Consider the following 25090-nt stretch of genomic DNA (forward strand, 5'->3'; position numbering starts at 1 on the left):
CCGGGTGCTGCCCCCTGCCGTCTCATGGCGCGCTTCTCCTCGTCGGCGTGCTGAGGCAGCCGGGACACCCTCGGCCGGGAGTGTCATCGGCGCTTGGCCACCTGCGCGATCTGCGGCGGCTCTCCACAGGCGCGTTGAGCATCGATCTCATCGTTGAAGCCCCCGATCCACCGGTTGTGCAACCGCGCTCCGCCTCGACACGGGACAGCCACGCGTCGACCATCTGTGTCAGCAGAAACTATGTGGTCGCCACCGTGTCAAGGGATCGCCACTCCTGAGGGCCGGACGTCGAGATGGCACAGAGGTTCAGAGCTCGTGTTCGTGCTCTGCGGCGAGGTCCTTGTTCGCGGCGGCGCCCCGGAGCATGACCAGAGCCCAGATCGCAGCAAGTGCCATCACCCCGGCGCCGGCGATGCCGGTGATGGTGATCGCGTCGGTGAAGGCGGCCTTGGCGATGTCGAGCACGGCTGCACCCGTGCTGCCGCCGACCTCGGTGGCCACCAGCAGCGCCTCCGCCATCGTCGAGGACGCCCGCTCGGCATGGCCGGACGTCAGATCGAGCGCGGCGGTTTCGGCGGCGACGACCCTGGTGTACCAGGAGACGAGGACCCCGCCCAGCACCGCCGTACCCAGTGTCGTGCCGATCTCGTACGCGGTCTCCGACGTGGCGGCGGCCTGTCCGGCACGCTCGGGCCTGACGGAGCTCATGATGATGTCGTTGCTCAGAGACAGCCCCATGCCCGCTCCCAGCGCGACGAGCGCGAGCGCTGTCGCGATCAGGACAGGACTGGACGTGGGCGTCAGGAGGATGGTCAACCCGAAGCCGGCGGCCGCGATCAGGAGCCCGACGGTGATGACGTAGGCGGGCAGGATGCGCTTGACCAGCACCGCCGCGAGGAACGCTGCGATCGTGGCGAAGATCGCCTGGGGGATCAGCCAGATGGACGCTTGGAGCGGGTTGAGGCCCAGGACGAGCTGGAGATGCTGGACGAGAGCGACCAGCGCACCGACCATGGCGAAGATCGACAGGAGATCGGCGATGACAGCGCCTCGGAAGTACCGCACCTTGAACAGCCTGACGTCCATCAGCGGTGTAGTGAGCCTCAGCTGCCTACGCACGAACAGGACGATGGCGATCAGGCCGAGGACAAGTGCAGCCATCGCGAGTCCGACGTCCTTGCCGCCCGTGAGGGACTTGACGGCATAGACCACACCGACCATTCCGGCGAAGGACAGGACGACGCTGGGGATATCGATCCTGCGCAGCGCCGGGTTGCGGCTCTCGGGCAAGAGGATCGGGCCGAGGATGAGCAGGAGCAGCATGACCGGGATGTTCAGCAGGAACGCGGCCTGCCAGCTGAAGGTCTCGATGACCCAGCCACCGAGGATGGGTCCGACTGCCGCGCCGGCCGATGCCATCGCCGCCCACACGGCCATCGCGTACCGACGCTGCTGCCGGTCGAGGAACATGTTGCGCACGAGCGACAGCGTCGAGGGCATCATGATCGCGCCGCCGACGCCCAGCAGCGCACGGGCGCCGATCAGCATCCATGGCGCCGTGGCAAGTGCACCGGCCATCGAGGCGGCCGCGAAGATGACTGCTCCGATGAGTAGGTTCCTTCGCCGGCCGAACCGGTCACCCACGGTGCTCATCGCCACCAGCAGACCGGCGAGAACGAGTGAGTAGATGTCGATCATCCACAGCTGCTCAATGCCGGTGGGGCGCAGTTCGGCAGAGATGGCAGGGAGGCCAAGGATCAGAACCGTGCTGTCGATCGTGATCAGCAGCAGGGGCAGCACCAGCACGGCAAGACCGGCCCAGCTCCTGGCCGTGGCCTTGGGAGGGGAGGAGTTGTTCACGAGGGTTCCCATCAGAGAGATCTGTATCTGGAGTGCGAGTGTACGGACCACATGGTCGGTAGTGCAAGCGCGGCAGTCTGCATAGCAGCACGAATACTCTGATCAGGGCTGTTCCCGAGCGCGCCGCACGAGGCCACGGCGACGTGCGGGCACGGGAGCAGCCGCCAGGACGCGGCCGGCGGCCAGCCGGCAGATGAAATCGCTCAGTCGGGGTACTACCGGCGCCGGTACCCGGCATCACCGAAGCCCGCGCGGAACGCGAGGGCGGCACGACGCTGTGCCTACAAGGTTGCCGAGGGGTCAGATCGGCGCGCTGAAGGTGCCGTGGGTGGCGAGGTCGAGCAGAAGACGACGAGCGGTCGCGATACTTGCTCCGTCCTCCTCCCCTTGGAGGGCAGCAGCTGCGACACCCTCAGCAGCCCGGCGAACGATCTGGATCAGCTCGGGGCTGAGCCCGTCCATGGCGAACTGCTCGCTCCACCATGCGTTGTGCTCGTCGATGACCTTGGCGACCTCGGGAATGGCACGCAGGCCGGTCCAGTTCGACGCCGACGTGAAGTCGCGCACGGCCGCGGCCTCTGTGCTGCCTGCGAAGAGCGCGCGAACATAGGCGCGAAGCATCTTCCCGGGATAGTTCTCCGAGAGGTCGAGATGGGCGAGGACTGCCGTTCGGAGCTGCTCGAACATGTCTTCGACGACGGCGATCACCAGCTGGTCCCGGTTGCCGAAATGGTGGATCAGGCCGCTCTTGGACACTCCGGCGATCGAGGCGACCTCGGCCAGCGTGACAGCCGTGCCCTTCTCGAGAATCAACTGGGTCGCAGCGTCCAGGACTGCACGGCGCGTGCGTTCCGTATTGCGCGTCTGCCGCCCTTCGGCCACGAGACCCACCTGCCTGTCATCGATCGAACGGACCAGATGGTCGATACTACGGCACTGAAGTCGTGGACACGAAGGCACCCATCCTGTCTCCGCACACCGCAGACGCCCTGCCCGGCTGCCCGTCCGTGCCGCGCCTCGAGCGCGCTCGTCCTCCAGCCAAGCCGTGGTTGACCGTGTGCAGGCAACACGGTCTTTCCTCTCCGTATGGATGGATACCTCGACTCGTCATCTCCGCGCGCCCGAAGCACGCGCCCGTTCCTGGACAAGGTGATTCCTGAAGCATGGCAGGCTGCGGCCGCCCTCTCGACCGTGATACGGGAGGCCGCCGCGCAGCGAGGGCTGTCGACCCAGGAGTCCGAGCTCATCAAGGTGCGCACGTCGCAGATCAACGGGTGCGCGTTCTGCCTTGATCTGCATTCACGCGAGGCGAGACAGGCAGGCATACCCCAGCAGAAGCTGGACCTCCTGCCGGCATGGCGGGCGACCGAAGCGTTCACCGAGCGTGAAAGGGCGGCGCTCGCGGTAGCCGAAGCGAGCACGGTGCTCCCGCTCGACGAGAAGTCTGCCGCCGATCTGTCTGGCGCCCGATCGACTCTCGGTCAAGAGGCGTTCGTGGCCGCGGAATGGGTAGCGGTCGCGATCAACACGTTCAACCGGATCTCCATCCTCAGTGGGCACCCGGTGCGGCCGCGCGACATCGCAGGAAAGCTTGTTCGATGACCAACGTCGATGACCAATGTCGAACGCGCTCTGCGCGCTCTGCCTGACAGTACGAGCCCTCCGGCGCCTGGCGTGGTTTCCACCCCACGCACCGGAGGTCTTCGTCAGTGAGTGATCGGGATACGTTCCGTCACGATGCTGGAACCACCTCTGAGTGCCTCACACCAGCAGCCGGTGTCTTCGCGGGGCCCGTGCGCCGGGTCCGGATCCACACGATCACCGCGATGGCGATGAAGACGAGGCTGCTGGGGACGAGCAGCGCCGGGGTGACGGCGCCGGCCGACCGATCGAACCTGTCGGTGAGGTCGGCGTGCAGGATGAACCAGAACGTGAAGGTCATGACGTTGTAGACACCGTGCATGACCGCCGCGACCTCCACCCCTCCTGTGCGCCAGGTGACAAGAGCCGTCGAGACAGCGAAGACCACGTAGAACACGTTCCACCACGGGTCGCCGGCGGTATGGATCACAGCGAATACCGCCCCGGAAACCACGATGCCCAGGATGAGCGACGCCCACCGCCCGTGCACCCAGCTCCCCGCGATGCGGAAGACGAGGCCACGCAGACCGTACTCCTCTCCTGCTGCTTGCAGGGGTACCAGCAGCACTACCACGACGAACCACGCGATGAGGTCGCCGTGCGACCACACGACAGTCGCGCGCGGTTCCAGATACTCGGTGACGGCGAGCGCGATCACGAAGAGCGGCACGGTAACCGCCAGCGCGAGCCCGAACAGGTCGAAGCGAAAACGGGATACGACCGAGTGCAGCGACGGGCCGCGCACGCCGTAGAGCCAGCGTTGGATGAGCATGCTCCACGGGATGACCAGCGCGGTGGCGGCCATGCCGGCCCCGACCGTCAGCGGGGTCAACATCTGTGACTCGATGCCGATGAGCCCTTCGATCCAGACGGCCAGAAGGAAGAACACCTGGATCGCGCCGAACATGCCTCCAACGAGTAGGAGGATCGCGAGCAGGCCGCGACCGATTCGTCGCTTCTCCCCCGCGAGCACCCGGTGGTACTCCACACCCGGTGGAACGGGCATCGGGCTCCGGGTTCGTGATGTTGCAGATGTCATGGGTACGTCTCCGTTTCTGTCACAGCTGCATGGATCGAACTTGCGTCGGCGGGTGTCGCCCACGAACGTGCCACTGCACGGACAGCTCTCCGGACTACGAGGAGCCCTCGTCGACGGCTTCCTTCAGCTTGGCCGTCTCCGCCGGGATGGTCGGATCCGTGAACTGTGATGTCCCCGAGTGCTCACCGTTCTCATCGAGCGGCGTCCACGACTCGTACGTCGTCTGCTCCAGCGGCAGCGGCTTGGCAGGGGCCACGATCGTGCGCGTAGGCCTGTCTCCGCCCAACAGGAAGTCGATCACGGGCTGGTCCACTTCCTCCGTGCCATAGGGGAAGACGCCGTGGATGCTCTCGTTGTCGACGGCGATCAGGCTCGTGTTGGGCAGGCCGGCCCCGGCTGCCCAGCCCTGCTCGTACGGGGTCATCGAATCGAGCTCGCTCTGTAGCACGACGCTCTCCGGGAAGCTGCCGTCCAGAGCCGGCATCTTCGAGTCCGTCGGCCAGAACGCGCACGTGGGAGTGACAAGCAGACCGAACTGCTCCGACAACGGTGCCGTCCGGGCAGTCTTCTCGTGGAACTCGTCCCAGAACTCAAGGCCCTGCGTCCACTGTCCGTCGGTGCAGGCAGTGAACTCGATGACATAGTTGTGTGTCGCGCGGATCAGCTTCCCAGGCTCGGTCGCGGGAGGTGCTGACAATTGCTTGAGACGCTCGTCCGCGATGGCACGAAGTGCTTCGGGCAGCTCCGTCCGGTCGACGATACGGGCAGCAAGTTCCGCAGGATCGGCGACCTCTTCCGCCGCCTCGGCCTGGTCGATGATGCTTGCCACCAGGCTTCCCGCGGCGGGGTACAGCACCGGGCTGGAGAATGCAGCCGAACCGTTGACTACGTTCCAGGCGTACTGCGCCGCCAGCGACTTGGCCGGGTCCTCTGTCGCGGCGAAGTACCGATCCCAGATCGCTTCCGGATCGGCGCCGAGCCCAATAGTCGCGTCGTTCCGGGCGATCCAGTTCATCATGTGCAGACGGAACTGGCGGTCACGAGCGTCATGCGCCGCGTTGTAGTTGTGCTGGATTGATTCCCGGGTCGAGTCGGTGGACGAGTCGAGGACCATCCGCTCGATGTTGTCGGCGAAAAGGCTGCCGTACCAGGTGCCGAGCCATGTTCCGTAGGAGTAACCCATGTAGGTCACAGTCTCGAGTCCGAGGAGGTGACGGATGAAGTCCATGTCGTAAGCAGCCTGCTCGGTGGTCATCGTCGCAACGTCCGGGTGATTCGAGCAAGCATCACCAATCGCCTTTGCGGCAGCCGATGGCCCGCCGGCCGGGTCGTACTCGTACTCGCATTCCACCTGGCTCGACCGACCGAGGCCGCGCTGATCGAAACTGACGTAGTTCGTTGTCGGCCGGAGTTCCGGAGTGTAGAGCTGCACCGCGGTGCTGAACGAGAGCCCGGAGGTGTAGGGGCCGCCGGGGTGCGCGATGATCGTGGTGCGGTAATCGGGGTCCGCGGAATCGATGTTGTGTGCCTGAGAGATACGCACATCCCACGTGAGTTCCGGATCGGGATCCAGCCAGTCCCGTGGCACCTTGATCGTGGCGCACTCGACATTCGACACGTCTGCTCCAGGGATGGGGGGCCCGTCGTCGTTGAACTCACACTCCGCCCAGTCCAGCTCCTGGTCAGCGAGCGGTCCTGCAAGTGCGGCAACTTCTGGGGTCTCCCGCCCTAGCGCACCGGGCGTCTCTATGTCATCGGAGTTGATCCCTGACGCAACCAGGAGCGTCGCGACGAGGACTACTGCGGCGGCAATTGCAACGGCCACGCCCAGGCTTTTCCTCCGCCAGGCGCCAAAGGCGCCGGAAGAGCTGGGTTCGAGATCGGACACGTTCGTTCTCCTCTTCGTCTCTACCCGCATAGCTGCAGTGACCGGTCGGCACGAGGCCGGCGGCTACGAAGAAGTCCACCCTCTGTTCCTGCCACATGGTCAAACGGTGAATGGGTAACCGATGGTCTCCGGGCGGCTCGATGGCACGCGCAGCCGTAACACGCACGATGCTCACCATGTGGTGGGAGCCACTGATGGTCTGGCAGACGACCGGCGGCAGCGCACAGTGCAATCAAAACCTGGCGTTCCAGGACCACTGGGGCGTGTTACAGAGATCGAGTCCTTGCCCGGTCACCGGCGGCGTCATACATTCGGGTGGAGGGGCGCCCAGTGTCTCTCTCCAGGGATATCTCGCTGAATGCTTCCCTTGACGGGCTCACCACCGACCGTCGCGTCGTGAGGCTACGCACGACTACGCATCGCGCTGCTTGAGCAGCACCGCTGCGGCCGTGAACAGCACCGCCGCCCAGGCGATGAGAGTGAGACCAGCCTGCCACGGTTCGGTGATCCAATCGCTGACAGCCGTCGGCGCGGCCAGGTCCACCCAGCTCTGCTCGGTCGGATAACTCATGAGCAGGTCGCCCGCGACCGAAGGAAACAGGATGGCGATGTTCTGTGCCCCGGTCGGCAGGAAGTTCGCTACGAGCGGTGCCACAAGGAGGAGGCCGAACGTTGCACCAATTCCACCGGCCGTGCTTCGCAGGACCGCGCCGATCGAGAACGCGATGAGACCGACCAGCACGAGGTATCCCGCACCGCCCAGCAGTGCGATCCAGTACTGCGGATCATCGAGGCGGACTGCGACACCGCTGCCCTCAAGCAGCCAGACGGAGACCGGAACCGTGATAGCGAACGTGACGGCACTCACGACGAAGGTGGCGACAGCGAGGACGAGCGCTTTGGCGAGCAGGACCGGCAGGCGCCTCGGCACGGCGGTGACGGTCGATTGGATCATGCCTGTGCCGTACTCTCCGGCGATGACGATGACACCGAGGACACCCACGATCAGGGCACCGAAATCGGTGCTGACCGTGACGGCATACACAGCCATGTCCTGGATCGCGTCCTGGGTAGGCACGCCCGGCATACCGTCGAAACTGAGCGACGACGACATCTGCGCCCCGATCCCGACGGTGACCGTCAGCAGGATGGCATAGACCCACCAGGTGGAGCGGACGCTGCGGAACTTGACCCACTCGGAGCGGATGACGCCGCCGAAGTCGAGGTCGCCTTCGGCAGGCATGAAGACGGGTGACACGTTCGTGGTGCTCATCGGTTCACCTCAGGAGATGTCTGCGTGGTGCGATACTCGACGTCGTCTCGCGTCAACGCCAGGTAGGCCTCTTCGAGTGACCGGGTAGCCGGAGTGAGTTCGTAGACAACGACCCCCGCGCCAGCAGCGACCTCGGCGATACGTGACGCGGCGAGATTCTTCACCGAGACCAGGTCCGGCTCCGCGCGCGATACGGTCGCGCCCTCGGCTTCGAGCAGACGGGTGAGGTGCTCGACCTGCGGGGTGCGCACCCGCACCGAGTCTCCGTCGGCACCCGCGAGGATCTCACTCACGGGAGCGTCGGCGACGATCCGCCCTCGGCCGAGGATGATGACGTGGTCAGCCGTCTGGGCCATCTCACTCATCAAGTGGGAGGAGAGAAAGACAGTTCGCCCCTCGGCGGCAAGGCTCCGCGCGAACCGCCGCAGCCATACCACTCCGTCGGGATCGAGCCCGTTGACCGGCTCATCAAGGATGAGGGTGGCGGGGTCCCCGAGCAGTGCCACGGCAAGACCGAGCCGCTGGCCCATCCCGAGCGAGAAGCCGCCCACGCGCTTGCGGGCCACCGACTCGAGCCCTGTCAGCCCGATCACCTCGTCGACGCGCTTGGCGCCAATGCGATGTGTGGCGGCCACGGCAAGAAGATGGTTGCGCGCACTGCGCCCTGGATGGACCGCTTTGGCGTCAAGCAGCGCACCGACCTGACGCAGAGGGGCGTGATGCCGGGCATATGCCTTGCCGTTCACCCTGACGAATCCGCCCGACGGCCGATCGAGGCCAAGGATCATCCGCATCGTGGTCGACTTGCCGGCGCCGTTCGGACCAAGAAAACCAGTCACCTGGCCCGGGCGAACGGTGAAGTCGATGTTGTTGACTGCAGTCTTGGCGCCGTAGCGCTTTGTGAGCGACTGGGCTTCAATCACGAAATGAGCTCCATCTGTTCTCAACCTGATACCTTCCTGCGCCACTGGTGTCGTGAGGCAGGTCTGATGGACGCTCGCGCCCCGTTGTGCAATCAGTCGACACCGTGTTGCCGGGACACGGTCAAGGAGTGCCCGCGCTGCGATCCCCGTCGGCTCGTCACCGAGCACGGGCAGCGTGGCGATGAACAGGGCGGTCGGATCGCTGCAACCGGTCAGCGACCGGTTCGACCACAGCAACGTGGCCGAGACCGCCCGCCCCAAGCTCACCGGCAACGTTCGGAGCGAAGGGCGTCGAGCCAATCTTCCACTGCAGGGTTGACCATGTTCCAGGAACACAGCCTCTACTACGTGTGATGTCGGCGAACCGAGCCGACCGTAGAGAGGGACGCTTCAATGACCGCCATCGAGGACCTTGTCCGGAACTTTCAGGAGCTTGTGTCTCAGGTGCCTGAGATCCTCCAACCGTTCGTCATCATGCTCGCCGCCGCGGTCCCGTTCATCGAGGGGGAGGTTGCGGCGCTGATCGGCGTCTCTGGCGGGCTCAATCCAGTCGTCGCGGCCATAGCTGCCGCATCGGGCAACTTCATCTGCGTGCTGTTCGTGGTGTTCCTCAGCTCCCGGGCGCGTACCGCGGTGATGGATCGGAAGGGTCCGCGTGGCCCGGCCAAGCCTGAGTCGAAGGGACAGCGGAAGTTCAAGAGGTGGCTCGTGCGATTCGGCGTGCCTGGAGCGAGCATCCTCGGCCCGCTAGCGATTCCGACCCAGTTCACGTCCGCGCTGCTCGTCGCCAGCGGAACGCCGCGGGGCTGGGTGCTGCTGTGGCAGGGCGTGGCGATCGTCCTCTGGACGACGATTTCGACGGTATCGATGTGGGCCGCGCTGACCTTCGTCGTCGGCGTATAGCGCAGGAGACCACCTGCGCGCCTCATCGGCGATCTGACTTTCGCGATCCTCCATTCGCTTTCACTCCGAATCCATATTCATAGCGCGCCCCACATTTCGATCGAACGAGGATAAAATGACCGGAGAAATAGTGCCCGCCGACCAAGAGCGATCGACGCAGCTGCGCCCTGGCGCGGATTCGATCATCATCAATGCGAAGATCTTCACCAATAACCTCGGGCAGGCCGAAGCATCCGCCCTGGCCGTCAAGAACGGCCGCATCTACTCAGTCGGTCCCGATGCGGAAATCCTGAGCCTGAAGAACTCCGAGACACAGGTCATCGACGCGCACGGCCGCACTCTTATTCCGGGCATTATCGATGCGCACACTCACGTGCTCAACGAAAGTGGCTACAACTACATCGTGAGGTGGGACGGTGTGCCCACCCTGAGGACCGCGCTGGCCATGCTGCGTGAGCAGGCGGAGCGGACACCTGAGGGGCAATGGGTCAAGGCGATCGGGGGCTGGTCCCCCTACCAGTTCGAGGAGAACCGGTTCCCCACGATGGACGAGCTGCGTGCGGCAGTGCCCAACCATTCGCTGATCGTGCAGTACGCCTACAACCGCGCCTTCCTGAACGAGAAGGCGATGGAAGAGCTCGGTGTGGGCACCGAACAGTTTCCCGCCCTGCCCGGAACCGAGTTCGAGAAGGACGACCGGGGGAACTACACCGGCGTGGTTCACGGGTACACGTTCACCTTCGTCGCCGTGGAGACCATGGTCCCGCAGCTTTCATTCGATGAAGAAGTCAGTTCGCTGGTCCATACCGTCCACGCTCTGAACCGTTTCGGCATCACCTCTGCCGTCGACGCCGGCAACAGGGGGTACCCCGGCCCTCAGGCCACCGTGGATGTCCTCGCCCGCGACAACCGCCTCAACGTGCGGATGCCCTTCGTCGACATGCAGTTCGGCGACGGCACCCCGATGAACATGGTGGACGCGCAGATCGAGGCGATCACCCGAACAGCACCTATCAGTCCCGGTCAGAACTTGCATCCGACGCTGGAGCACGGCCATGTGTACCGTGGCGCCGGCGAAGTGCTGCAGCTGGAGGTGCACGACCACGAGAATTTCGATCGCCCGGCGGTCATCATCGATCCCGGCCAGATGCGGCGGCACGTCGAGGAGAACGTCGTCAAGCTGGTCCGGCGTCGCATTCCCTTCCGTATGCACATCAGTTACAACGAGAACATCACGCCGTTCCTCGACGCCTTGGAGGAGATGAACGAGGAAACGCCGCTCGACGGTCTGAGGTGGAGTATCGAGCACGCCGAGACCATCAGTCCCGAGAACATCGCCAGGGTGAAGAACCTCGGTGGTGGAATCGCCTTGGACTCGAAGATGGCGCTGCACGGCGACGGGTTCGTCAAGACCCATGGCCGCGAGAAGGCCTTGAAAACTCCGCGACTGCGCCAGCTTGTCGACAGCGGAATCCCGCTCGCCATGACCACCGATGCTTTTCGGGCCGCCACCTTCAATCCCTGGGTCGGTGTCAGCTGGATGGTTTCCGGAAAGTCGGTCTCCGGGTCCGAAGTACTCGCCCAGGGCAACCGCCTGTCCCGCGTCGAGGCGCTGAAACTCTTTACCAGCGGCCCAGCGTGGTTCATGAACACGGAATCCGAGATGGGTAAGATCGCACCGGGGAATCTGGCAGATCTCGTGCTTTTGGACAGGGATTACTTCACTGTTCCCGAAGAGCAGATCAAAGATATTTCCGCTGTCCTGACAGTCATGGACGGGAGGGTGGTTTTCGGGGCGCAGGAGTACAGCTCTCTCACGCCGCCGCTGCCCGATATCCTGCCCGCCTGGTCGCCCGTCAAGCACTTCGGTGGCTACTACTGGGCCGGGTCTGCGACTTGACCGTGTGCAGGCAACATGGTTTTCACTGCAATCATGCACACGAACTCTGGCACGACGGCCTTGCGCATCCGTCCTCGGGTCTGGCTGGGCCTCTCGGTATTCGTCGCCTACCTCGCGGTCTTCTACGCCATCTGGATCGTCAACGGAATCGACTACGCCCGGGTCGGGGAGAGCGAGGAAACGCTGCTGAGATGGTACGTGGCACCCCTCGCCGGTGGTCTCGTCGTTCTTCTGATCGTCATCTCGATCTTCGGATGGTGGCGACCAGCACTGCGAGAGACGAGGCGGCTCCCGAAGGGTGCCGCCGTCGTGCCAGCCATCATGGCAGCGGTTGCAATCCTCAATCTGGTGTTCGGTGAGTTCTCCAGAGTGACGATGACGATGTGGATCCTCCTCATCATCGGCAGCATCCTGGTTGGGTTCAACGAAGAAGTGGTCGCGCGCGGTCAGCTCTTCGTCGCGCTGCGCAGTCGCTTTGGCGAAGTAGGTGTCTGGTTTTTCTCCACCACCTTGTTCTCGCTGCTGCACCTGCCCAACTTCTTCTTCGGTATTGGTTCTCTCGCGTTCCTTCAGGTCGTCATCCAGTTCGGGCTTGGATCCGTCTACTACCTGGCGTTCCGCTCGACGGGGTCCCTGGTTCCCGCAATGCTCCTGCATGGCCTGTGGGACTTCTCGGTCTTCTCATCGAGCCTTCCTTACGCCGGACTAGTTGCCCCGTTCCTTGGGATCGCAGGCGTTGTCGTAGCCGTGGTCCTCCTGGGGAAGGAACGAAGGCGGAACTCGACGAGTGAGCCCGATCCGCTGAAGCAGGTCAGCCCCTGACGAGGAAGGGGTGACGGCTTGGGGTGCCGTGTCACCCGTCGCCGCGCCAGGGGAGCCCGTGCTACGCCCGGACCTCATCGCCTCCGCGACCGCTACCTGGCCCCTCGCTCAGATCTGGTTGGTGCCGCCGTCGACGTAGAGGTTCGAGCCGACGACATAGCTGCTCTGGTCCGAGGCCAGGAACGCCACCACCGCGGCAGCCTCCTCAGGCTGGCCCATACGACCCTTGGGTACCGTCGCGGCGACGTGGTCCTTCATGGCTTGGGCGGTCTCGTCGTCGCCGAAGGAGGCGGTGCCTCCGGGGGTCACGATCCACGCCGGCGAGACCACGTTGACGCGGATGCCCCGGCCCTTGAGCTCGGTAGACCACGTCCGCGCGAACGACCGCACCGCCGCCTTCGACGCGGAATAGGCACCAAATGCCTCCATGCCGCGGTCGGCGGCCGTGGAACCGGTCAGGATCACCGATGCCCCCTCGTTGAGCAGCGGCAGCGCCTTCTGCACCGTGAACAGCGTTCCCCGGACGTTGATCCCGAAAGTCTGGTCGAAGTGCTCCTCGGTGGTCTGCTCCAGTGGCACGAACGCACCGACCCCCGCGTTCGCCACCAGCACGTCCAACCCCTCGCCCCGCGCCCGGACGGCGTCATAGAGCCGGTCCAGGTCCTCCAGCTTCGAGATATCGCCCGCCACTCCCGTGGCCCGCTCCTCCCCGATGGTCTTGACTGCGGCCTCCAGCTCGGCCTCACGTCGCCCCGTGACGAACACATACGCACCCTCGTGCGCCAGCCGCACGGCGGCCGCCAGACCGATCCCGCTGCTACCGCCGGTCACGACCGCTGTCTTGCCCTCAAGCTGTCCCATGTGACTCTCTCCGTTGCTCTCTCGGCGCCGATCCGTTCGACATCGATACTGCGATCCTGCACGAGCGCCGAGGTATCCTCCATAACGGATGGTCCACAATTTCTTACCGACAGTCCAGGGAGAAGAGCGTTGCTCGGTTTCAACGATCCAGTGGCGGATGCGATCGGCTTGCTCAGGCCCCGCACGGTGGTCGGGCCCAACCTCCGGGCCGTGGGCGAGTGGGCGTTGCGCTTCGACACGTTCTTGCACGTGCGGATCGGCGGCCTCGTGCGCGGCACGTGCTGGTTGATCCTCGAAGGGCACGAGCCGGTGCTCCTGCAGGAGGGTGACACCTTCATGCTGGGCAACCCGCCGCCCTACGTGCTGGCCAGCACACTCGACGCAAGCCCGCGCCCTGCGCGGCCGGTGTTGGCGGGAGCCGACGACGGGTTCGTGCGGATCGGCCAGGAGTCCGAGGACGACCTCTACCTCTGCGTCGGGCACATCGCGTTCGACGACAGCAACGCGGCCCTCCTGACCGACCTGCTCCCACCGCTCGTGATCGTCCGGGCGGCTGACCCTCGTGGCATGGAGCTCGGGCAGCTGATCGCACTCCTGGCGACCGAGGTCGGGGTCGACGCCGCCGGCGGCCCGCTCGTGCAGAACCACCTCGCACAGGTTTTGCTCGTGCACATGCTGCGCGCTCACGCCGGCCAGACAGACCGGCCCACCGGCTGGCTCGGCGCCCTGAACGAAGACGGCATCGGCACCGCCCTGCGGGCCGTGCACGCGGACGTCGCCCACTCCTGGAGCCTCAAGGAGCTCGCCGAGATCAGCCACATGTCGCGCTCCGCGTTCGCCCGGGCCTTCAAGGACCACGTCGGGGTCCCGCCCCTCGAGTACCTGATCCAATGGCGCATGGACCTCGCCCGCGACGCCCTCACCCGCGACACGCTCTCGATCTCCGAGCTCGCACGAGCCACGGGCTACCAGTCCGAGAGCGCGTTCAGCACCGCGTTCCGCCGCGTGGTCGGCGCATCACCCACGAAGTTCCGCAACCAAGCACGGACGCTGGAGCTGGCAACTCCCGCTCAGCAGTGAGCTTCACCCACCTGATCGGGTGCCACATAGCTGCGCACCGCCCCAATGGACGCTTGAAACCAGGAGGAAAGCAGATGGAAGACACGACCCTCAAGTCGTTGCTCGACACGGCCCGGACGGTCGCCGTCGTCGGGCTCTCCACCAATCCAGAGAAGCCCTCCGTCGCGGTGGCGAAGGTGCTGCTCGACGCGGGCTACGACGTGATCCCGGTACATCCGACCGCCACACAGATCCTCGGGCGGAAGGCCTACCCGACCCTCGCCGACATACCCGTCCCTGTCGACATCGTCGACGTGTTCCGGCCTGCGCACGAAGCGCCGGGCATCGCCCGCCAGTCGGTCGATATCGGTGCGAGCACCCTGTGGCTGCAGCTCGGGCTGACCTCCGACGAGGCTCGCGAGACGGCCGAGGGCGAAGGGCTCCGTTACGTCGAGGACACCTGCATCGGGGAGACAACGCTCCGGCTCGGGAACACAGCACGAGGCGCATGATGGCGGGTGTCACGGTGGAGATCCGGACGTGCTGGCGGACGGTGGAGTGAACCGGATCTGACGCGCGGACCGCAGTCCGCGCCCGAAGCCGCGGAGTCGCGACGAGACGGACCCGAGGGTCGGCTCCGCCGCGACACCGCAGGCCTCGGGCCGGTCAGAAGGTGGCGCGCCACTCGAGGATCACATCGACCACGTCATCGAGGTGCGACTCGAGCAGGAAGTGTCCGCCGTCGATGAGCTCGACCCTCGCGTGCGGCGCGTCGCTGAGGAAGGCCTCGGCTCCGGCCGGTCCGAAGATCTCGTCGTTGCGTCCCCAGATCGCCAGCACCGGCACCCGGGATGTGCGCAGCCACTCCTGGACCTTGGGATACAACGCCCGGTTCGTTTGGTAGTCACCGAACAGCGCGAGCTGCGCGAGGTCGTTGCCGGGGCGGTCGAGGAGCGCCAGGTCGTGCTCCCAGGCGTCCGGGTCCACGACCGAAGGATCCGGAACCCCGTGGAGGTACTGCCACTCGACGGCTTCCCTGCCCAGAGCCGGGCTCAGTCGGCTCTCGTTGTCGGGCGACGAATCCTGCCCGTACGCCCAGATCGGCGCCCAGAAGTCGGGTACGAATCCTTCCTCGTACGCGTTGCCGTTCTGGGAGATCACTCCCTCTACGGAACCCGGATCGCCCAGGGCGAGCCGCCATGCGATCGGTGCTCCGTAGTCCTGCGCGTACACGGTGAACCTCGTCACGCCGACCGCGTCGAGGAACCCGCGAGTGACGCGCGCCAACGCATCGAAGGTGTACCCGAAAGCGTCGACCGAGGGCGCCGAGGAGCGGCCGAAGCCGATGTGATCCGGAGCGATCACGCGATACTGCTCGGCGAGCACCGGGATGAGGTGCCGAAACATGTGCGAGCTCGTCGGGTACCCGTGCAGCAGGAGCAGCGTCGGAGCGTCGGTAGAGCCTGCTTCGCGGTAGAAGACGTCCAGTCCCTGGACGGTGACGGTTCTGTGGTGGACCGTGGTCATGATCGACCCTCCTTGTGGTTGTGCAGCACCATCGCCGTTGCCGTCCCGTCGCGCTCGTCGCGCGGCGGAACGGCTACGGCTACGGCGATGACGTTGCTGACGATCGTTGAGGTGAGCGGTGCGCGCGCGGCTCTCGGTGAGATCAGGGTCGCTGCCGCCGCACCCGGTGTTCATCTGGCGAGGAAGTCCTTGAGCGCCCGGTTGACCTCGTCGGCGTGGGTCCACAGCAGGCCGTGGGGGGCATCCTCGACCTCGACGTAGTCGGCCTCAGGGAAAGCCGCGTGGAACCGGCGGGCCGTCGCGTCGATGGGCAGGATGTTGTCCTTCGTCCCGTGCAGGATCAGGGTCGGCTTGCCCGCGGCGCGAACAGCCTCCACGTCACTCCGGAAGTCTTCGAGCCATGACGGGACGACGGCGTACGCCGCGACCGGGGCGCTCGTGATCGCGACGTTCCAGCTGCCTGCCACGGCCTCCTCGCTGATCCGCGACCCGAGCGTCTCGTCAAGGTTGTAGAAGTTCTTGAAGAACTGCGTGTACCACGCGTACCGATCGCCTTTCGCGGCCGCTGCGATCTCGTCGAACCCCGCCTGGGGCAGCCCCTCCGGGTTGTCGTCACGCTGCACCAGGAACGGCTCCAGCGAGGCGAGGAACGCCAGCTTCGCGACCCGCTCGTGCCCGTACCGCGACACGTACCTGGCGAGTTCGCCGGTGCCCATCGAGAATCCGACCAGGACCACGTCCCGCAGGTCCAGGGTCTCGAGCAGCGTGTTGAGGTCTGCCGAGAAGGTGTCGTAGTCGTACCCCGAGCCGACCTTCGAGGACTGCCCGAACCCCCGACGGTCGTACGTGATCACCCGATACCCTGCGGAGAGGAGTTCCCGCGTCTGCTTCTCCCAGCTGTGACCGTTCAGCGGATACCCGTGGATCAGCACGACAGGCTGCCCAGACCCCTGGTCCTCGTAGTAGAGCTCGATCGGCGTGCTGTTCTCGTCGCCGACGGTGATGTAGCCCATGATCCTGACCTTTCAGCCCCGGCCGGCGGGGTGCCGACCGCTGAACGTCAGCAGACACCGTGTGGTCGCAACACGGTCAAGGGATTTCTCGTCGATGCGTCGAGTTCTCGCGGCGCCGGCGGTGCGACGGCGTGAAGGCGCGCACGGAGCCAAGGCGGGCACTCACAAGTAGACTCCCTGTCGTCGGAACATGGTCAAGCCCGCCGACCAGACATCGGTCGCGCCTGAGCAGCCATGGTGGCAGTGGTAAGCACATGGTTCAGGTCGACAGGGCGACTCCGGAGGAGAGCGAAACTGTCGACACTTCTGGGCCGGCACGCGGAGCGCAGCCAGGTCGAGCAACTGTTGGGCAAGGCGAACGCCGGGCACAGCGGCGCCCTCGTGGTGCACGGTGAGGCCGGCATCGGCAAGACCGCGCTCTTGGAGCATCTGCGCACCAGCGCCGAGGCGCTCGGGTTCCGCATCGAGACGTCGACGGGCATCGAGGCGGAGACGCAGTTCGCCTATGCGGGGCTGCACCAGATCTGCGCTCCGCTGCTCGACCAGATGCCTGCGCTGCCGGAGCCGCAGCGGCTGGCCTTGGCGGTCGCGCTGGGCCGCGAGGCCGGTCCCGCCCCCGACAAGTTCATCGTGGGCCTGGCGGCCCTCGGTCTCTTCTCCGACGCCGCCGAGAGAAGCGGCTTGCTGTGTCTCATCGACGACGCCCAGTGGCTGGACCGTGCCTCGGCCGAGGTGCTCGCCTTCGTCGCGCGCCGCGTCGATGCGGAACGGGTGGCGATGGTGTTCGGCGTCCGCGACAACGGTGACGGCCATGCCATCTTCGACGGCCTGCCTGCGCTGCGCCTGAGCGGACTGAGTGAAACGGATGCCCGGGAACTGCTGGACTCAGTCGTCGCGGCACCGCTGGACGGCGAGGTGCGGGATCGGATCATCGCCGAGGCCCGCGGCAATCCGCTTGCGCTGCTCGAGCTTCCCTTGCACTCGCAGCCCGCGCGACTCGCCGGCGGCTTCCAGCTCCCCGACATCTCGGACGTCTCCGGTCGCGTGGAGACGGAGTTCCAGAACCGTGCGGGCGGGCTGCCCGACGAGGCCCGGATGCTGCTGCTGATCGCTGCAGCGGATCCGACAGGAGACCCGTCCCTGCTCGGACGCGCCGGTGCCCGTGCCGGCATCGATCCAGAGTCGGCGGCGCCTGCGGAAGCTGCCGGGTTGATCGAGATCGGCGTTCGGGTGCGCTTTCGGCATCCCCTGGTGCGCTCGGCCGTCTATCGCGCCGCCGGGCATGCGGATCGCCAACGCGCGCACGCCGCCCTGGCAGCCGCTACCGAGCCCACGCTCGAACCCGACCGCCGAGCGTGGCACGCCGCTCAGGCGACGTCCGGACTCGACGAGCAGATCGCAGCCGAGCTGGAGCGATCGGCGGCGAGGGCACGTGCGCGCGGCGGTTACGCGGCCGCGGGGGCGTTTCTTGAGCGATCGACGCAACTGACACCAGATCCCGTCGACCGCGCACGGCGAGCACTGGAAGCAGCACACGCGCTGCGGGAGGCCGGTGCGCTCGAGCCGGCGCTCCACCTCCTCGCCATGGCCGAGACGGGATCGCTCGACACGCTCCAGCGCGCCCGAGTGGCACTGTTGCGCGCGCAGATCGTGTACCACCTGACCCGGCATCGCGATGCGCCGGCGATGCTCTCGGAAGCCGCCGCGCTGGTAGCCCCGAACTATCCGGAGCCGGCCCGCGAGATCCGCCTCCACGCGCTCGACCTTGCGATGATCTACGGCGATCCGATCGGCAAGGCCATCGCCCACGCGACGTTCGACGACCCCGCGATCGAAAGAGCTACGCGGCCCGTGGACAGATTGCTCGTCGGACTCGCCACCACGATGGTGCGCGACTTCTCCGAGGGCGTCCCCGCCCTGCGGGACGCGCTGGAATCGTTGCGCGACGCCACGCGGGAGGACGGCGTCCAGGACGATCAGCCCCGGTCCGGTCTGGGGTTCGCCGGCAGGAGCACCGTCGGGATCGTCCACGACCTGGCCGGCAGGGTCGCCGTCGGGATTCTCGATGATGAGCTCGCTCACGACCTCACCGAAGCCTACGTCCGCTCCGCGCGTGCGGCCGGCGCACTCGCCGTGCTCCCTGCGGCACTGAATCTGCATGCCAACGTGCTGGTCATCAGCGGCGAGCTCGCTCGCGCGCGCCAACTTGTCGACCAGTCGATCGCGATATCGGAGGCCACCGGTGCCTTACCCAGCCGTCACTCCGAGACCATACTCGCCGCGTGGTGCGGGGACCTGGCGACCTCGACCAGGCTGCACGACGTCACGCTGCGGGACTCCAGCCATCCCGCGAGCGGTGCGGAGGTCGGCCTCGCGGAGTACGCCATGGCCGTGCTCTACAACGCACGCGGCGAGTACGCGAAGGCGCAGCGTGCTGCGGAGACGACATGCGCAGCTCTCGACCTGTCGTTGAGCACGGTCGGCCTGTCCGAGCTGATCGAGGCGTCCGTACGGGCGGGCGATCCGGACTACGCCGCGAGCGTGCTCGAACGGCTGGCTGCCCGTGCCGCAGCGTGCGATACATCCTGGGCGCGCGGTCTGGAAGCTCGTTCGCGGGCGCTGACGATCACTGACTCCTCGGCCGAGGCGCACTATCGTGAAGCGATCGCACAGCTGCACGCGTCACGGATCGCCGGCGAGGCCGCGCGGGCGCATCTCGTCTACGGAGAGTGGCTGCGCCGCGAAGGACGGCGTCAGGATGCTCGCGACGAGCTCCGAACCGCTCACGACCTGCTGTCGGGCATGGGCGCGAGAGCCTTCGCCGCTCGCGCAGCTGGTGAGTTGCAGGCCACTGGCGAGCGCCCGCGCAAGCGCATGACGCAGTCGACCGATGCGTTGACGGCCCAGGAGCTGCAGGTCGCGAGGCATGTGACCGCCGGCGCTACCTCGCGGGAGGTCGGCGCACAGTTGTTCCTGAGCCCCCGCACGGTCGAATCGCACCTCCGCAGCATCTACCGCAAGCTGGGGATCAAGTCCCGCCGCGAGCTGAGGCAGGTCCCGCTGCCGTGACCGCCCGGGTCACCGGGTGCCGATCCCAGTTCAGTACCGGATCCGTAATTTCTACCGACGCGACGACCTCACCTCGACCGCGAGCATGAAGTCATGACATGGAGCACGCGCGAAATAGCCGATCTCGCGGGCACGACGGTGAACGCCATACGGCACTACCACGCGCTCGGGCTTCTGGATGAGCCTCCTCGCTCGTACAACGGCTACAAGCAGTACGGTGTCCGCGATCTGGTGAGCCTCCTGCGACTGCGCAGACTTGCCGGGCTGGGCCTGCCGCTCGCACAGATCGGCACGACGAACGAGAGTGACACGACGGAGTCGCTGCGCAGGGCAGACACGGTGCTGCGGGAGGAGATCGAACGCTTCCGCCGGTCACGGGCCGGGATTGCGGCGCTGCTCCGCGCAGGCGCCCCGGTCGACACGCCGTCGGGCTTCGAAGAGGTCGGCGCGCGCCTGACGGCGTCCGATCGTGCTCTCATCCATGTCTGCACGCGGATTCACCCGCCTGCCGCCCTCTCGCGTCTTCAGCTGATGGTCTGCGCAGAATCTGCCGAAGTGCGAGACCAGTTCCACGCGCTGACACCCGGTGCGAGCGAGTCGACCCGGGATCACCTCGCGGAGGACCTTGCGCAAGGCGGTGCGCACTGGCGCTCCACCGTCTGGTTGGAGCCGACGGAGTCCGGCGCACACGCGCCATACCCCCTGCGCGTCACGGAGCAGGCATTCGTCGAAACGCTCGCCGCCCTCTACAACGACGCTCAGCGAGACGTTCTCCGGCGAGCCGACGTCGCGCTGCGCGCCCAGCGGCGCACCGCGGGCTCCTGGCGAGCCGGACCGGGCGTGTCTCCTGTTCGGAGCCACGCCCTGGTTGCATCCCCTCGACCTTAGTGAGCCTCGGCCGAGCTCGTTCTCAGCGTGGGCATCAGGTGGGCATTCCAATGCCCACCTGATGTCCGGTGGCGTCCGGCTCCTACCCCGAAGGGGGAGCGTCGACGCAGGCCAGACGGCATGTTGCAGGTGGTGGGCCCGGAGGGATTCGAACCCCCGACATCCACGGTGTAAACGTGGCGCTCTAACCAACTGAGCTACGAGCCCCGGCAGCGGACAACAATACCTGGCCCGCGACCCGGACGAGGCCTACTTTTCCAGCCTGGTCCGTATCGACGGCCAGGTCAGATCTCCGCGAGCGCCCTGCGGTAGTCCTCGAGGTCGCGCGCCTGACCCCGCGGGTTGACCACGCACCACCGGATGATCCCGTCGACGTCGATCAGGAACGTCCCGCGGAGCGCGTGCCCGGCATCCTCGTCGAGCACTCCGTAGCCGCGCGCGACCTCGCCGTGCGGCCAGAAGTCGGACAGCAGGTCGAACTGGTAGCCCTCGGCCGCCTGCCACGCCTTGAGCGTGAAGACGGCATCCGTCGACACCACGAGCAGGCGCACGCCGGCGGTCTCGAAGTCCTCGATGTTGTCGCGCAGCTCGCACAGCTCACCGGTGCAGGTGCCCGAGAACGCGAACGGGACGAAGACCACGAGCACCGGCGCGCCACGCAGGTCCGACAGCGTGGTCGGGGTGCCGTGCGTGTCGGGGAGCGTGAAGTCGGGTGCGGGGTCACCCGGCTTCAGCGCGACCACGGAAGCGCCCGGCGCGGCAGACTCAGTCATAGCTCCCCACAGTTGTCAGACCTTCACTTACCGCGGCCCCGGTAGGCGAGCCTGGTGGCCGACCAGTCCGCCGCGATCGCGAACGTGCTGGTGGTCTGCAGACCGGCCGTGGTGGCAGCCTCCTGGATGTCGCTGTGGCCGACCTCGCCGTCGCGGCCGGGCTTGGGCGTGAAGATCCAGATGAGACCGCCGTCGTCGAGGACGGTCTGGACGTCGACCAGCGCGTCGGTGAGGTCTCCGTCGTCCTCCCGCCACCAGAGGATGACGCCGTCGGTCACGTCACCGAAGTCCTCGTCCTCCAGCTCGCTACCGATGATCTTTTCGATGTCGGCCCGGAGTGCTTCGTCGACGTCGTCGCCCCAGCCGAACTCCTGCACCACCTGGCCGGCCTCGAAACCGAGGCGCCCCGCGCCCTGGGTGTCCGTGCTCACTTGGTTGATCGTCCCTCTCTCTGTCCGGCACTGTCTGCCGGGTCGTATGCCGCTTCTGTCGGTCCTGCGTCGGACCCTCCGTCGCCAAAGGTAGTGCACGCACCGCGGCCATGCCTCGCAACCAGGACGCGTGGTGTCTTTTTGATGAATCGATGAGACCTGGGCAACGCGGAAGTCATGCACTCAGTCTCATCATTGCGATACCCCGTATCAATACTGGTGCGAACCGACACAGACGTAACGCAGATCACGCACTCTTGACCGCCCTATGGTGTGAGCGCACGCTGTGAGGGGACAGAATGGCTAGATCCACCTGTGCGTGGGCGTGCACAGTCGCAACCCCAGCTGTGGCGACGCTGCGCCGACGCGACGGGTCCTGACGAGGCGGCGGGGAGCGCGAACCGCGACCGCGCCGCGCGACACCGAGAGAGGTTGCTGGTGGCTTCGTTTGACGAGACCGGACCGCTGATCAACGGTCTGCTCAGCGCCGTACCTGATATCGACCCGGCCGAGACCGAGGAATGGGTCGAGTCATTTGACGGGCTGATCGACGACAAGGGCGGACCCCGCGCCCGGTACGTCATGCTCAACCTGTTGCGGCGGGCGCGAGAGCGGAATGTGAGCATCCCCGCGTCGATGGCGACGCCCTACGTGAACTCCATCGGGGTGCACGAGGAACCGTACTTCCCGGGTGACGAGGCCATGGAGCGCCGCTATCGCTCGTGGATCCGCTGGAACGCGGCGGTCATGGTCACCCGCGCCCAGCGCGAGGGCCTCAGCGTCGGCGGGCACATCTCCTCGTACGCGTCTGTTGCGACGCTCTACGAGGTGGGTCTGAACCACTTCTTCCGGGGCAAGGACCATCCCGGTGGCGGCGACCAGATCTACTTCCAGGGCCACGCCTCCCCCGGCGTCTACGCACGGGCGTACCTCGAGGGCCGCCTGTCCGCGGACCAGCTCGACGGGTTCCGCCAGGAGAAGTCGCACCCGGGTGGCGGCCTGCCGTCCTACCCGCACCCGCGGCTCATGCAGGACTTCTGGGAGTTCCCGACCGTCAGCATGGGCCTCGGCCCGGCGTCGGCCATCTACCAGGCCTGGACCAACAAGTACCTGCACAACCGTGGGGTCACGGACACGAGCCAGCAGGACGTCTGGGCATTCCTCGGCGACGGCGAGATGGACGAGCCCGAGAGCCGCGGCATGATCCAGCACGCCGCCCAGCAGCAGCTGGACAACCTGACGTTCGTCGTGAACTGCAACCTGCAGCGCCTCGACGGACCGGTCCGTGGCAACGGCAAGATCGTCCAGGAGCTGGAGGCCCAGTTCAAGGGCGCCGGCTGGAACGTCATCAAGGTCGTGTGGGGCCGCGAGTGGGATGCCCTGCTCAACGCCGACAAGGACCGGGCGCTGGTCAACCTCATGAACGTCACCCCCGACGGTGACTACCAGACCTACCGTGCGGAGTCGGGCGCGTTCATCCGCGAGCACTTCTTCGGGCGCGACCCGCGCACGAAGGCCCTCGTCGAGAACATGACCGACGAGGACATCTGGAACATGAAGCGCGGCGGGCACGACTACCGCAAGCTCTACGCGGCGTACTCAGCGGCGCGGGCGCACACCGGCCAGCCGACGATCATCCTTGCGCACACCGTCAAGGGCTACGGCCTGGGCTCCGGCTTCGCCGGCCGCAACGCGACGCACCAGATGAAGAAGCTCAAGGGCGACGACCTCAAGACGCTGCGCGACTCGCTCCGCATCCCGATCTCGGACGCCGAGCTCGAGGCCGACCCGTACCTGCCGCCGTACTTCCACCCTGGTGCCGACGCGCCGGAGATCCAGTACATGCTGGAGCGCCGTCGTCAGCTCGGCGGGTTCGTCCCGGAGCGCCGCACCACGGCGAAGACGACCCTGCAGCTGCCCGAGGACAAGACGTACGAGCTGCTGAAGAAGGGCTCCGGCACGCAGCAGGTCGCCACGACCATGGCGTTCGTGCGGCTGCTCAAGGACCTCTTCAAGGCCAAGGACTTCGGCAACCGCATCGTGCCGATCATCCCGGACGAGGCTCGCACCTTCGGCCTGGACTCGATCTTCCCGAGCGCGAAGATCTTCAACACGCTGGGTCACAACTACCTGGCCGTTGACCGTGAGCTCATGCTGAGCTACAAGGAGTCCGAGCAGGGCCAGATGATGCACACCGGCATCAACGAGGCCGGTTCGGCTGCCGCGTTCCAGGCGGTGGGCACGTCGTACTCCACGCACGGCGAGCCGATGATCCCGTTCTACATCTTCTACTCGATGTTCGGGTTCCAGCGCACGGGCGACCAGTTCTGGGCCGCAGGCGACCAGATGACGCGTGGCTTCATCATCGGCGCCACCGCCGGCCGCACCACCCTCACGGGTGAGGGCCTGCAGCACGCCGACGGGCACTCGCCGCTCATCGCGGGGACGAACACCGCCGTCGTGCAGTACGACCCCGCCTACGGGTACGAGATCCGGCACATCGTGCGGGACGGTATCGAGCGCATGTACGGCGACGGCTCCGACGGTCGGGACCAGGACGTCATGTACTACCTCACGGTGTACAACGAGCCGATGGTGCAGCCGGTCGAGCCGGAGGACGTCGACATCGACGGCATCAAGCGCGGCATCCACCGCATCTCGGTCTCGGACGCCGAAGGCCCCAAGGCCCAGCTCCTCGCCTCAGGCGTGGGCGTGCCGTGGGCGCTCGAGGCGCAGCAGCTCCTCAAGGAGGACTGGGGTGTCTCGGCCGACGTGTGGTCGGTGACCAGCTGGAACGAGCTGCGTCGCGACGCCCTGGCCGCTGAGCGCGACTCCCTGATCGACCCGGCGGCGCCGATGCGCACGCCGTACGTCACCGAGAAGCTGTCCGGTGCCCAGGGCCCGTTCGTCGCCACCAGCGACTACGACCACCTGGTGCCCGACCAGATCCGCGCGTGGGTCCCCGGCGACTACGCGGTGCTCGGGGCCGACGGTTTCGGCTTCTCGGACACCCGGGCCGCCGCACGGCGGCACTTCCTCATCGATGGTCCGTCGATGGTGGTCCGGACGCTGCAGGTGCTCGCCCGTCGCGGCGAGGTCCCGGCCGACGTCGTCAGCAAGGCCGTCGAGAAGTACCGACTCCTCGACGTCAACGCAGGCACCTCCGGCACCGCGGGCGGCGAGAGCTGAACGACGGGTAGTCCCGCGTAGCGAACGACCA

20 protein-coding genes and 1 tRNA gene are annotated in these 25090 nt (G+C 66.4%); 9 read left to right on the top strand and 12 right to left on the bottom strand.

The annotated features are described in order from the left end of the window. Positions 1 to 306 precede the first annotated feature (306 nt). Both ACFS27_RS02530 and ACFS27_RS02535 read right to left on the bottom strand, forming a co-directional pair. Positions 307 to 1872 (bottom strand): MFS transporter, encoded by a 1566-nt coding sequence (locus ACFS27_RS02530; protein WP_377180020.1) that lies wholly within the window; start codon positions 1870 to 1872, stop codon positions 307 to 309. A gap of 288 nt (positions 1873 to 2160) precedes the next feature. Continuing rightward, positions 2161 to 2742: a TetR/AcrR family transcriptional regulator gene (locus tag ACFS27_RS02535; protein WP_377180022.1), complete on the bottom strand. Its 582-nt coding sequence runs from the start codon at positions 2740 to 2742 to the stop codon at positions 2161 to 2163. Between the two features lie 204 nt (positions 2743 to 2946). Here ACFS27_RS02535 and ACFS27_RS02540 point away from each other — a divergent pair, with 204 nt between their 5' ends. After that, complete coding sequence (locus ACFS27_RS02540; protein WP_377180024.1) at positions 2947 to 3462, top strand: carboxymuconolactone decarboxylase family protein; 516 nt, start codon at positions 2947 to 2949, stop codon at positions 3460 to 3462. A 130-nt stretch (positions 3463 to 3592) separates the two neighbouring features. On the opposite strand, the gene ACFS27_RS02545 is transcribed toward ACFS27_RS02540, so the two are convergent. The 4 genes from ACFS27_RS02545 to ACFS27_RS02560 form a co-directional block, all read right to left on the bottom strand. Beyond that, positions 3593 to 4507 carry a CPBP family intramembrane glutamic endopeptidase gene (locus ACFS27_RS02545; RefSeq protein ID WP_377180026.1) on the bottom strand — a complete coding sequence of 305 codons (915 nt, stop codon included), beginning with the start codon at positions 4505 to 4507 and terminating at the stop codon, positions 3593 to 3595. 127 nt (positions 4508 to 4634) lie between these two features. Further along, complete coding sequence (locus ACFS27_RS02550) at positions 4635 to 6428, bottom strand: alpha/beta fold hydrolase (protein WP_377180028.1); 1794 nt, start codon at positions 6426 to 6428, stop codon at positions 4635 to 4637. Between the two features lie 412 nt (positions 6429 to 6840). Continuing rightward, positions 6841 to 7701 carry an ABC transporter permease gene (locus tag ACFS27_RS02555; protein WP_377180030.1) on the bottom strand — a complete coding sequence of 287 codons (861 nt, stop codon included), beginning with the start codon at positions 7699 to 7701 and terminating at the stop codon, positions 6841 to 6843. Next, positions 7698 to 8624: an ABC transporter ATP-binding protein gene (locus ACFS27_RS02560; protein ID WP_377180032.1), complete on the bottom strand. Its 927-nt coding sequence runs from the start codon at positions 8622 to 8624 to the stop codon at positions 7698 to 7700. The genes ACFS27_RS02555 and ACFS27_RS02560 overlap by 4 nt, the downstream gene beginning before the upstream one ends. Before the next feature lie 393 nt (positions 8625 to 9017). Here ACFS27_RS02560 and ACFS27_RS02565 point away from each other — a divergent pair, with 393 nt between their 5' ends. From ACFS27_RS02565 to ACFS27_RS02575, 3 genes are all read left to right on the top strand, one after another. Next, positions 9018 to 9527: a small multidrug efflux protein gene (locus ACFS27_RS02565; protein WP_377180034.1), complete on the top strand. Its 510-nt coding sequence runs from the start codon at positions 9018 to 9020 to the stop codon at positions 9525 to 9527. Positions 9528 to 9642: 115 nt separating this feature from the next. After that, entirely contained in the window at positions 9643 to 11427 is a 1785-nt protein-coding gene (locus ACFS27_RS02570; RefSeq protein WP_377180035.1) for an amidohydrolase, read from the top strand. Positions 11428 to 11460: 33 nt separating this feature from the next. After that, positions 11461 to 12249 carry a CPBP family intramembrane glutamic endopeptidase gene (locus ACFS27_RS02575; RefSeq protein WP_377180036.1) on the top strand — a complete coding sequence of 263 codons (789 nt, stop codon included), beginning with the start codon at positions 11461 to 11463 and terminating at the stop codon, positions 12247 to 12249. Positions 12250 to 12357: 108 nt separating this feature from the next. Here the strand turns inward: ACFS27_RS02575 and ACFS27_RS02580 are convergent, their stop codons facing one another. Next, positions 12358 to 13110, bottom strand: a complete 753-nt coding sequence (locus ACFS27_RS02580) for an SDR family NAD(P)-dependent oxidoreductase (protein WP_377180038.1) — start codon at positions 13108 to 13110, stop codon at positions 12358 to 12360. A 150-nt stretch (positions 13111 to 13260) separates the two neighbouring features. Between ACFS27_RS02580 and ACFS27_RS02585 the strand changes: the two genes are divergently transcribed. Together ACFS27_RS02585 and ACFS27_RS02590 are read left to right on the top strand one after the other, a co-directional pair. Continuing rightward, positions 13261 to 14190 (top strand): AraC family transcriptional regulator, encoded by a 930-nt coding sequence (locus ACFS27_RS02585; RefSeq protein ID WP_377180039.1) that lies wholly within the window; start codon positions 13261 to 13263, stop codon positions 14188 to 14190. A gap of 74 nt (positions 14191 to 14264) precedes the next feature. After that, positions 14265 to 14681: a CoA-binding protein gene (locus ACFS27_RS02590; RefSeq protein WP_377180040.1), complete on the top strand. Its 417-nt coding sequence runs from the start codon at positions 14265 to 14267 to the stop codon at positions 14679 to 14681. Positions 14682 to 14835: 154 nt separating this feature from the next. Here the strand turns inward: ACFS27_RS02590 and ACFS27_RS02595 are convergent, their stop codons facing one another. Continuing rightward, entirely contained in the window at positions 14836 to 15696 is an 861-nt protein-coding gene (locus ACFS27_RS02595; RefSeq protein ID WP_377180041.1) for an alpha/beta fold hydrolase, read from the bottom strand. A gap of 170 nt (positions 15697 to 15866) precedes the next feature. Next, positions 15867 to 16709 (bottom strand): alpha/beta fold hydrolase, encoded by an 843-nt coding sequence (locus ACFS27_RS02600; protein ID WP_377180042.1) that lies wholly within the window; start codon positions 16707 to 16709, stop codon positions 15867 to 15869. 234 nt (positions 16710 to 16943) lie between these two features. On the opposite strand from ACFS27_RS02600, the gene ACFS27_RS02605 reads away from it, so the two are divergent. Together ACFS27_RS02605 and ACFS27_RS02610 are read left to right on the top strand one after the other, a co-directional pair. Next, a complete protein-coding gene (locus tag ACFS27_RS02605; RefSeq protein WP_377180043.1) occupies positions 16944 to 19778 on the top strand; it encodes an AAA family ATPase in 2835 nt (944 codons plus the stop codon). A gap of 93 nt (positions 19779 to 19871) precedes the next feature. Continuing rightward, entirely contained in the window at positions 19872 to 20666 is a 795-nt protein-coding gene (locus ACFS27_RS02610; protein WP_377180045.1) for a MerR family DNA-binding transcriptional regulator, read from the top strand. A gap of 130 nt (positions 20667 to 20796) precedes the next feature. Here ACFS27_RS02610 and ACFS27_RS02615 read toward each other — a convergent pair. From ACFS27_RS02615 to ACFS27_RS02625, 3 genes are all read right to left on the bottom strand, one after another. Then, positions 20797 to 20873 (bottom strand) — tRNA-Val (locus ACFS27_RS02615). 77 nt (positions 20874 to 20950) lie between these two features. Then, positions 20951 to 21439, bottom strand: a complete 489-nt coding sequence (locus ACFS27_RS02620) for a peroxiredoxin (protein ID WP_377180048.1) — start codon at positions 21437 to 21439, stop codon at positions 20951 to 20953. 23 nt (positions 21440 to 21462) lie between these two features. Further along, positions 21463 to 21870: a DUF3052 domain-containing protein gene (locus ACFS27_RS02625; RefSeq protein WP_377180050.1), complete on the bottom strand. Its 408-nt coding sequence runs from the start codon at positions 21868 to 21870 to the stop codon at positions 21463 to 21465. Between the two features lie 438 nt (positions 21871 to 22308). Between ACFS27_RS02625 and aceE the strand changes: the two genes are divergently transcribed. After that, complete coding sequence (gene aceE, locus ACFS27_RS02630) at positions 22309 to 25059, top strand: pyruvate dehydrogenase (acetyl-transferring), homodimeric type (protein WP_377180052.1); 2751 nt, start codon at positions 22309 to 22311, stop codon at positions 25057 to 25059. Positions 25060 to 25090: the final 31 nt, after the last annotated feature.

It is taken from the genome of Promicromonospora vindobonensis (assembly GCF_042685865.1).
GTDB lineage: Bacteria > Actinomycetota > Actinomycetes > Actinomycetales > Cellulomonadaceae > Promicromonospora > Promicromonospora vindobonensis.

What these genes read in the sequence shown, in the direction of transcription:
- ACFS27_RS02530 (WP_377180020.1), bottom strand. Translation starts at nt 1,872, where the DNA reads ATGGGAACCCTCGTGAACAACTCCTCCCCTCCCAAGGCCACGGCCAGG.
- ACFS27_RS02540 (WP_377180024.1), top strand. Translation starts at nt 2,947, where the DNA reads ATGGATGGATACCTCGACTCGTCATCTCCGCGCGCCCGAAGCACGCGC.
- ACFS27_RS02545 (WP_377180026.1), bottom strand. Translation starts at nt 4,507, where the DNA reads ATGCCCGTTCCACCGGGTGTGGAGTACCACCGGGTGCTCGCGGGGGAG.
- ACFS27_RS02555 (WP_377180030.1), bottom strand. Translation starts at nt 7,701, where the DNA reads ATGAGCACCACGAACGTGTCACCCGTCTTCATGCCTGCCGAAGGCGAC.
- ACFS27_RS02565 (WP_377180034.1), top strand. Translation starts at nt 9,018, where the DNA reads ATGACCGCCATCGAGGACCTTGTCCGGAACTTTCAGGAGCTTGTGTCT.
- ACFS27_RS02570 (WP_377180035.1), top strand. Translation starts at nt 9,643, where the DNA reads ATGACCGGAGAAATAGTGCCCGCCGACCAAGAGCGATCGACGCAGCTG.
- ACFS27_RS02575 (WP_377180036.1), top strand. Translation starts at nt 11,461, where the DNA reads ATGCACACGAACTCTGGCACGACGGCCTTGCGCATCCGTCCTCGGGTC.
- ACFS27_RS02580 (WP_377180038.1), bottom strand. Translation starts at nt 13,110, where the DNA reads ATGGGACAGCTTGAGGGCAAGACAGCGGTCGTGACCGGCGGTAGCAGC.
- ACFS27_RS02590 (WP_377180040.1), top strand. Translation starts at nt 14,265, where the DNA reads ATGGAAGACACGACCCTCAAGTCGTTGCTCGACACGGCCCGGACGGTC.
- ACFS27_RS02595 (WP_377180041.1), bottom strand. Translation starts at nt 15,696, where the DNA reads ATGACCACGGTCCACCACAGAACCGTCACCGTCCAGGGACTGGACGTC.
- ACFS27_RS02600 (WP_377180042.1), bottom strand. Translation starts at nt 16,709, where the DNA reads ATGGGCTACATCACCGTCGGCGACGAGAACAGCACGCCGATCGAGCTC.
- ACFS27_RS02605 (WP_377180043.1), top strand. Translation starts at nt 16,944, where the DNA reads ATGGTGGCAGTGGTAAGCACATGGTTCAGGTCGACAGGGCGACTCCGG.
- ACFS27_RS02610 (WP_377180045.1), top strand. Translation starts at nt 19,872, where the DNA reads ATGACATGGAGCACGCGCGAAATAGCCGATCTCGCGGGCACGACGGTG.
- ACFS27_RS02620 (WP_377180048.1), bottom strand. Translation starts at nt 21,439, where the DNA reads ATGACTGAGTCTGCCGCGCCGGGCGCTTCCGTGGTCGCGCTGAAGCCG.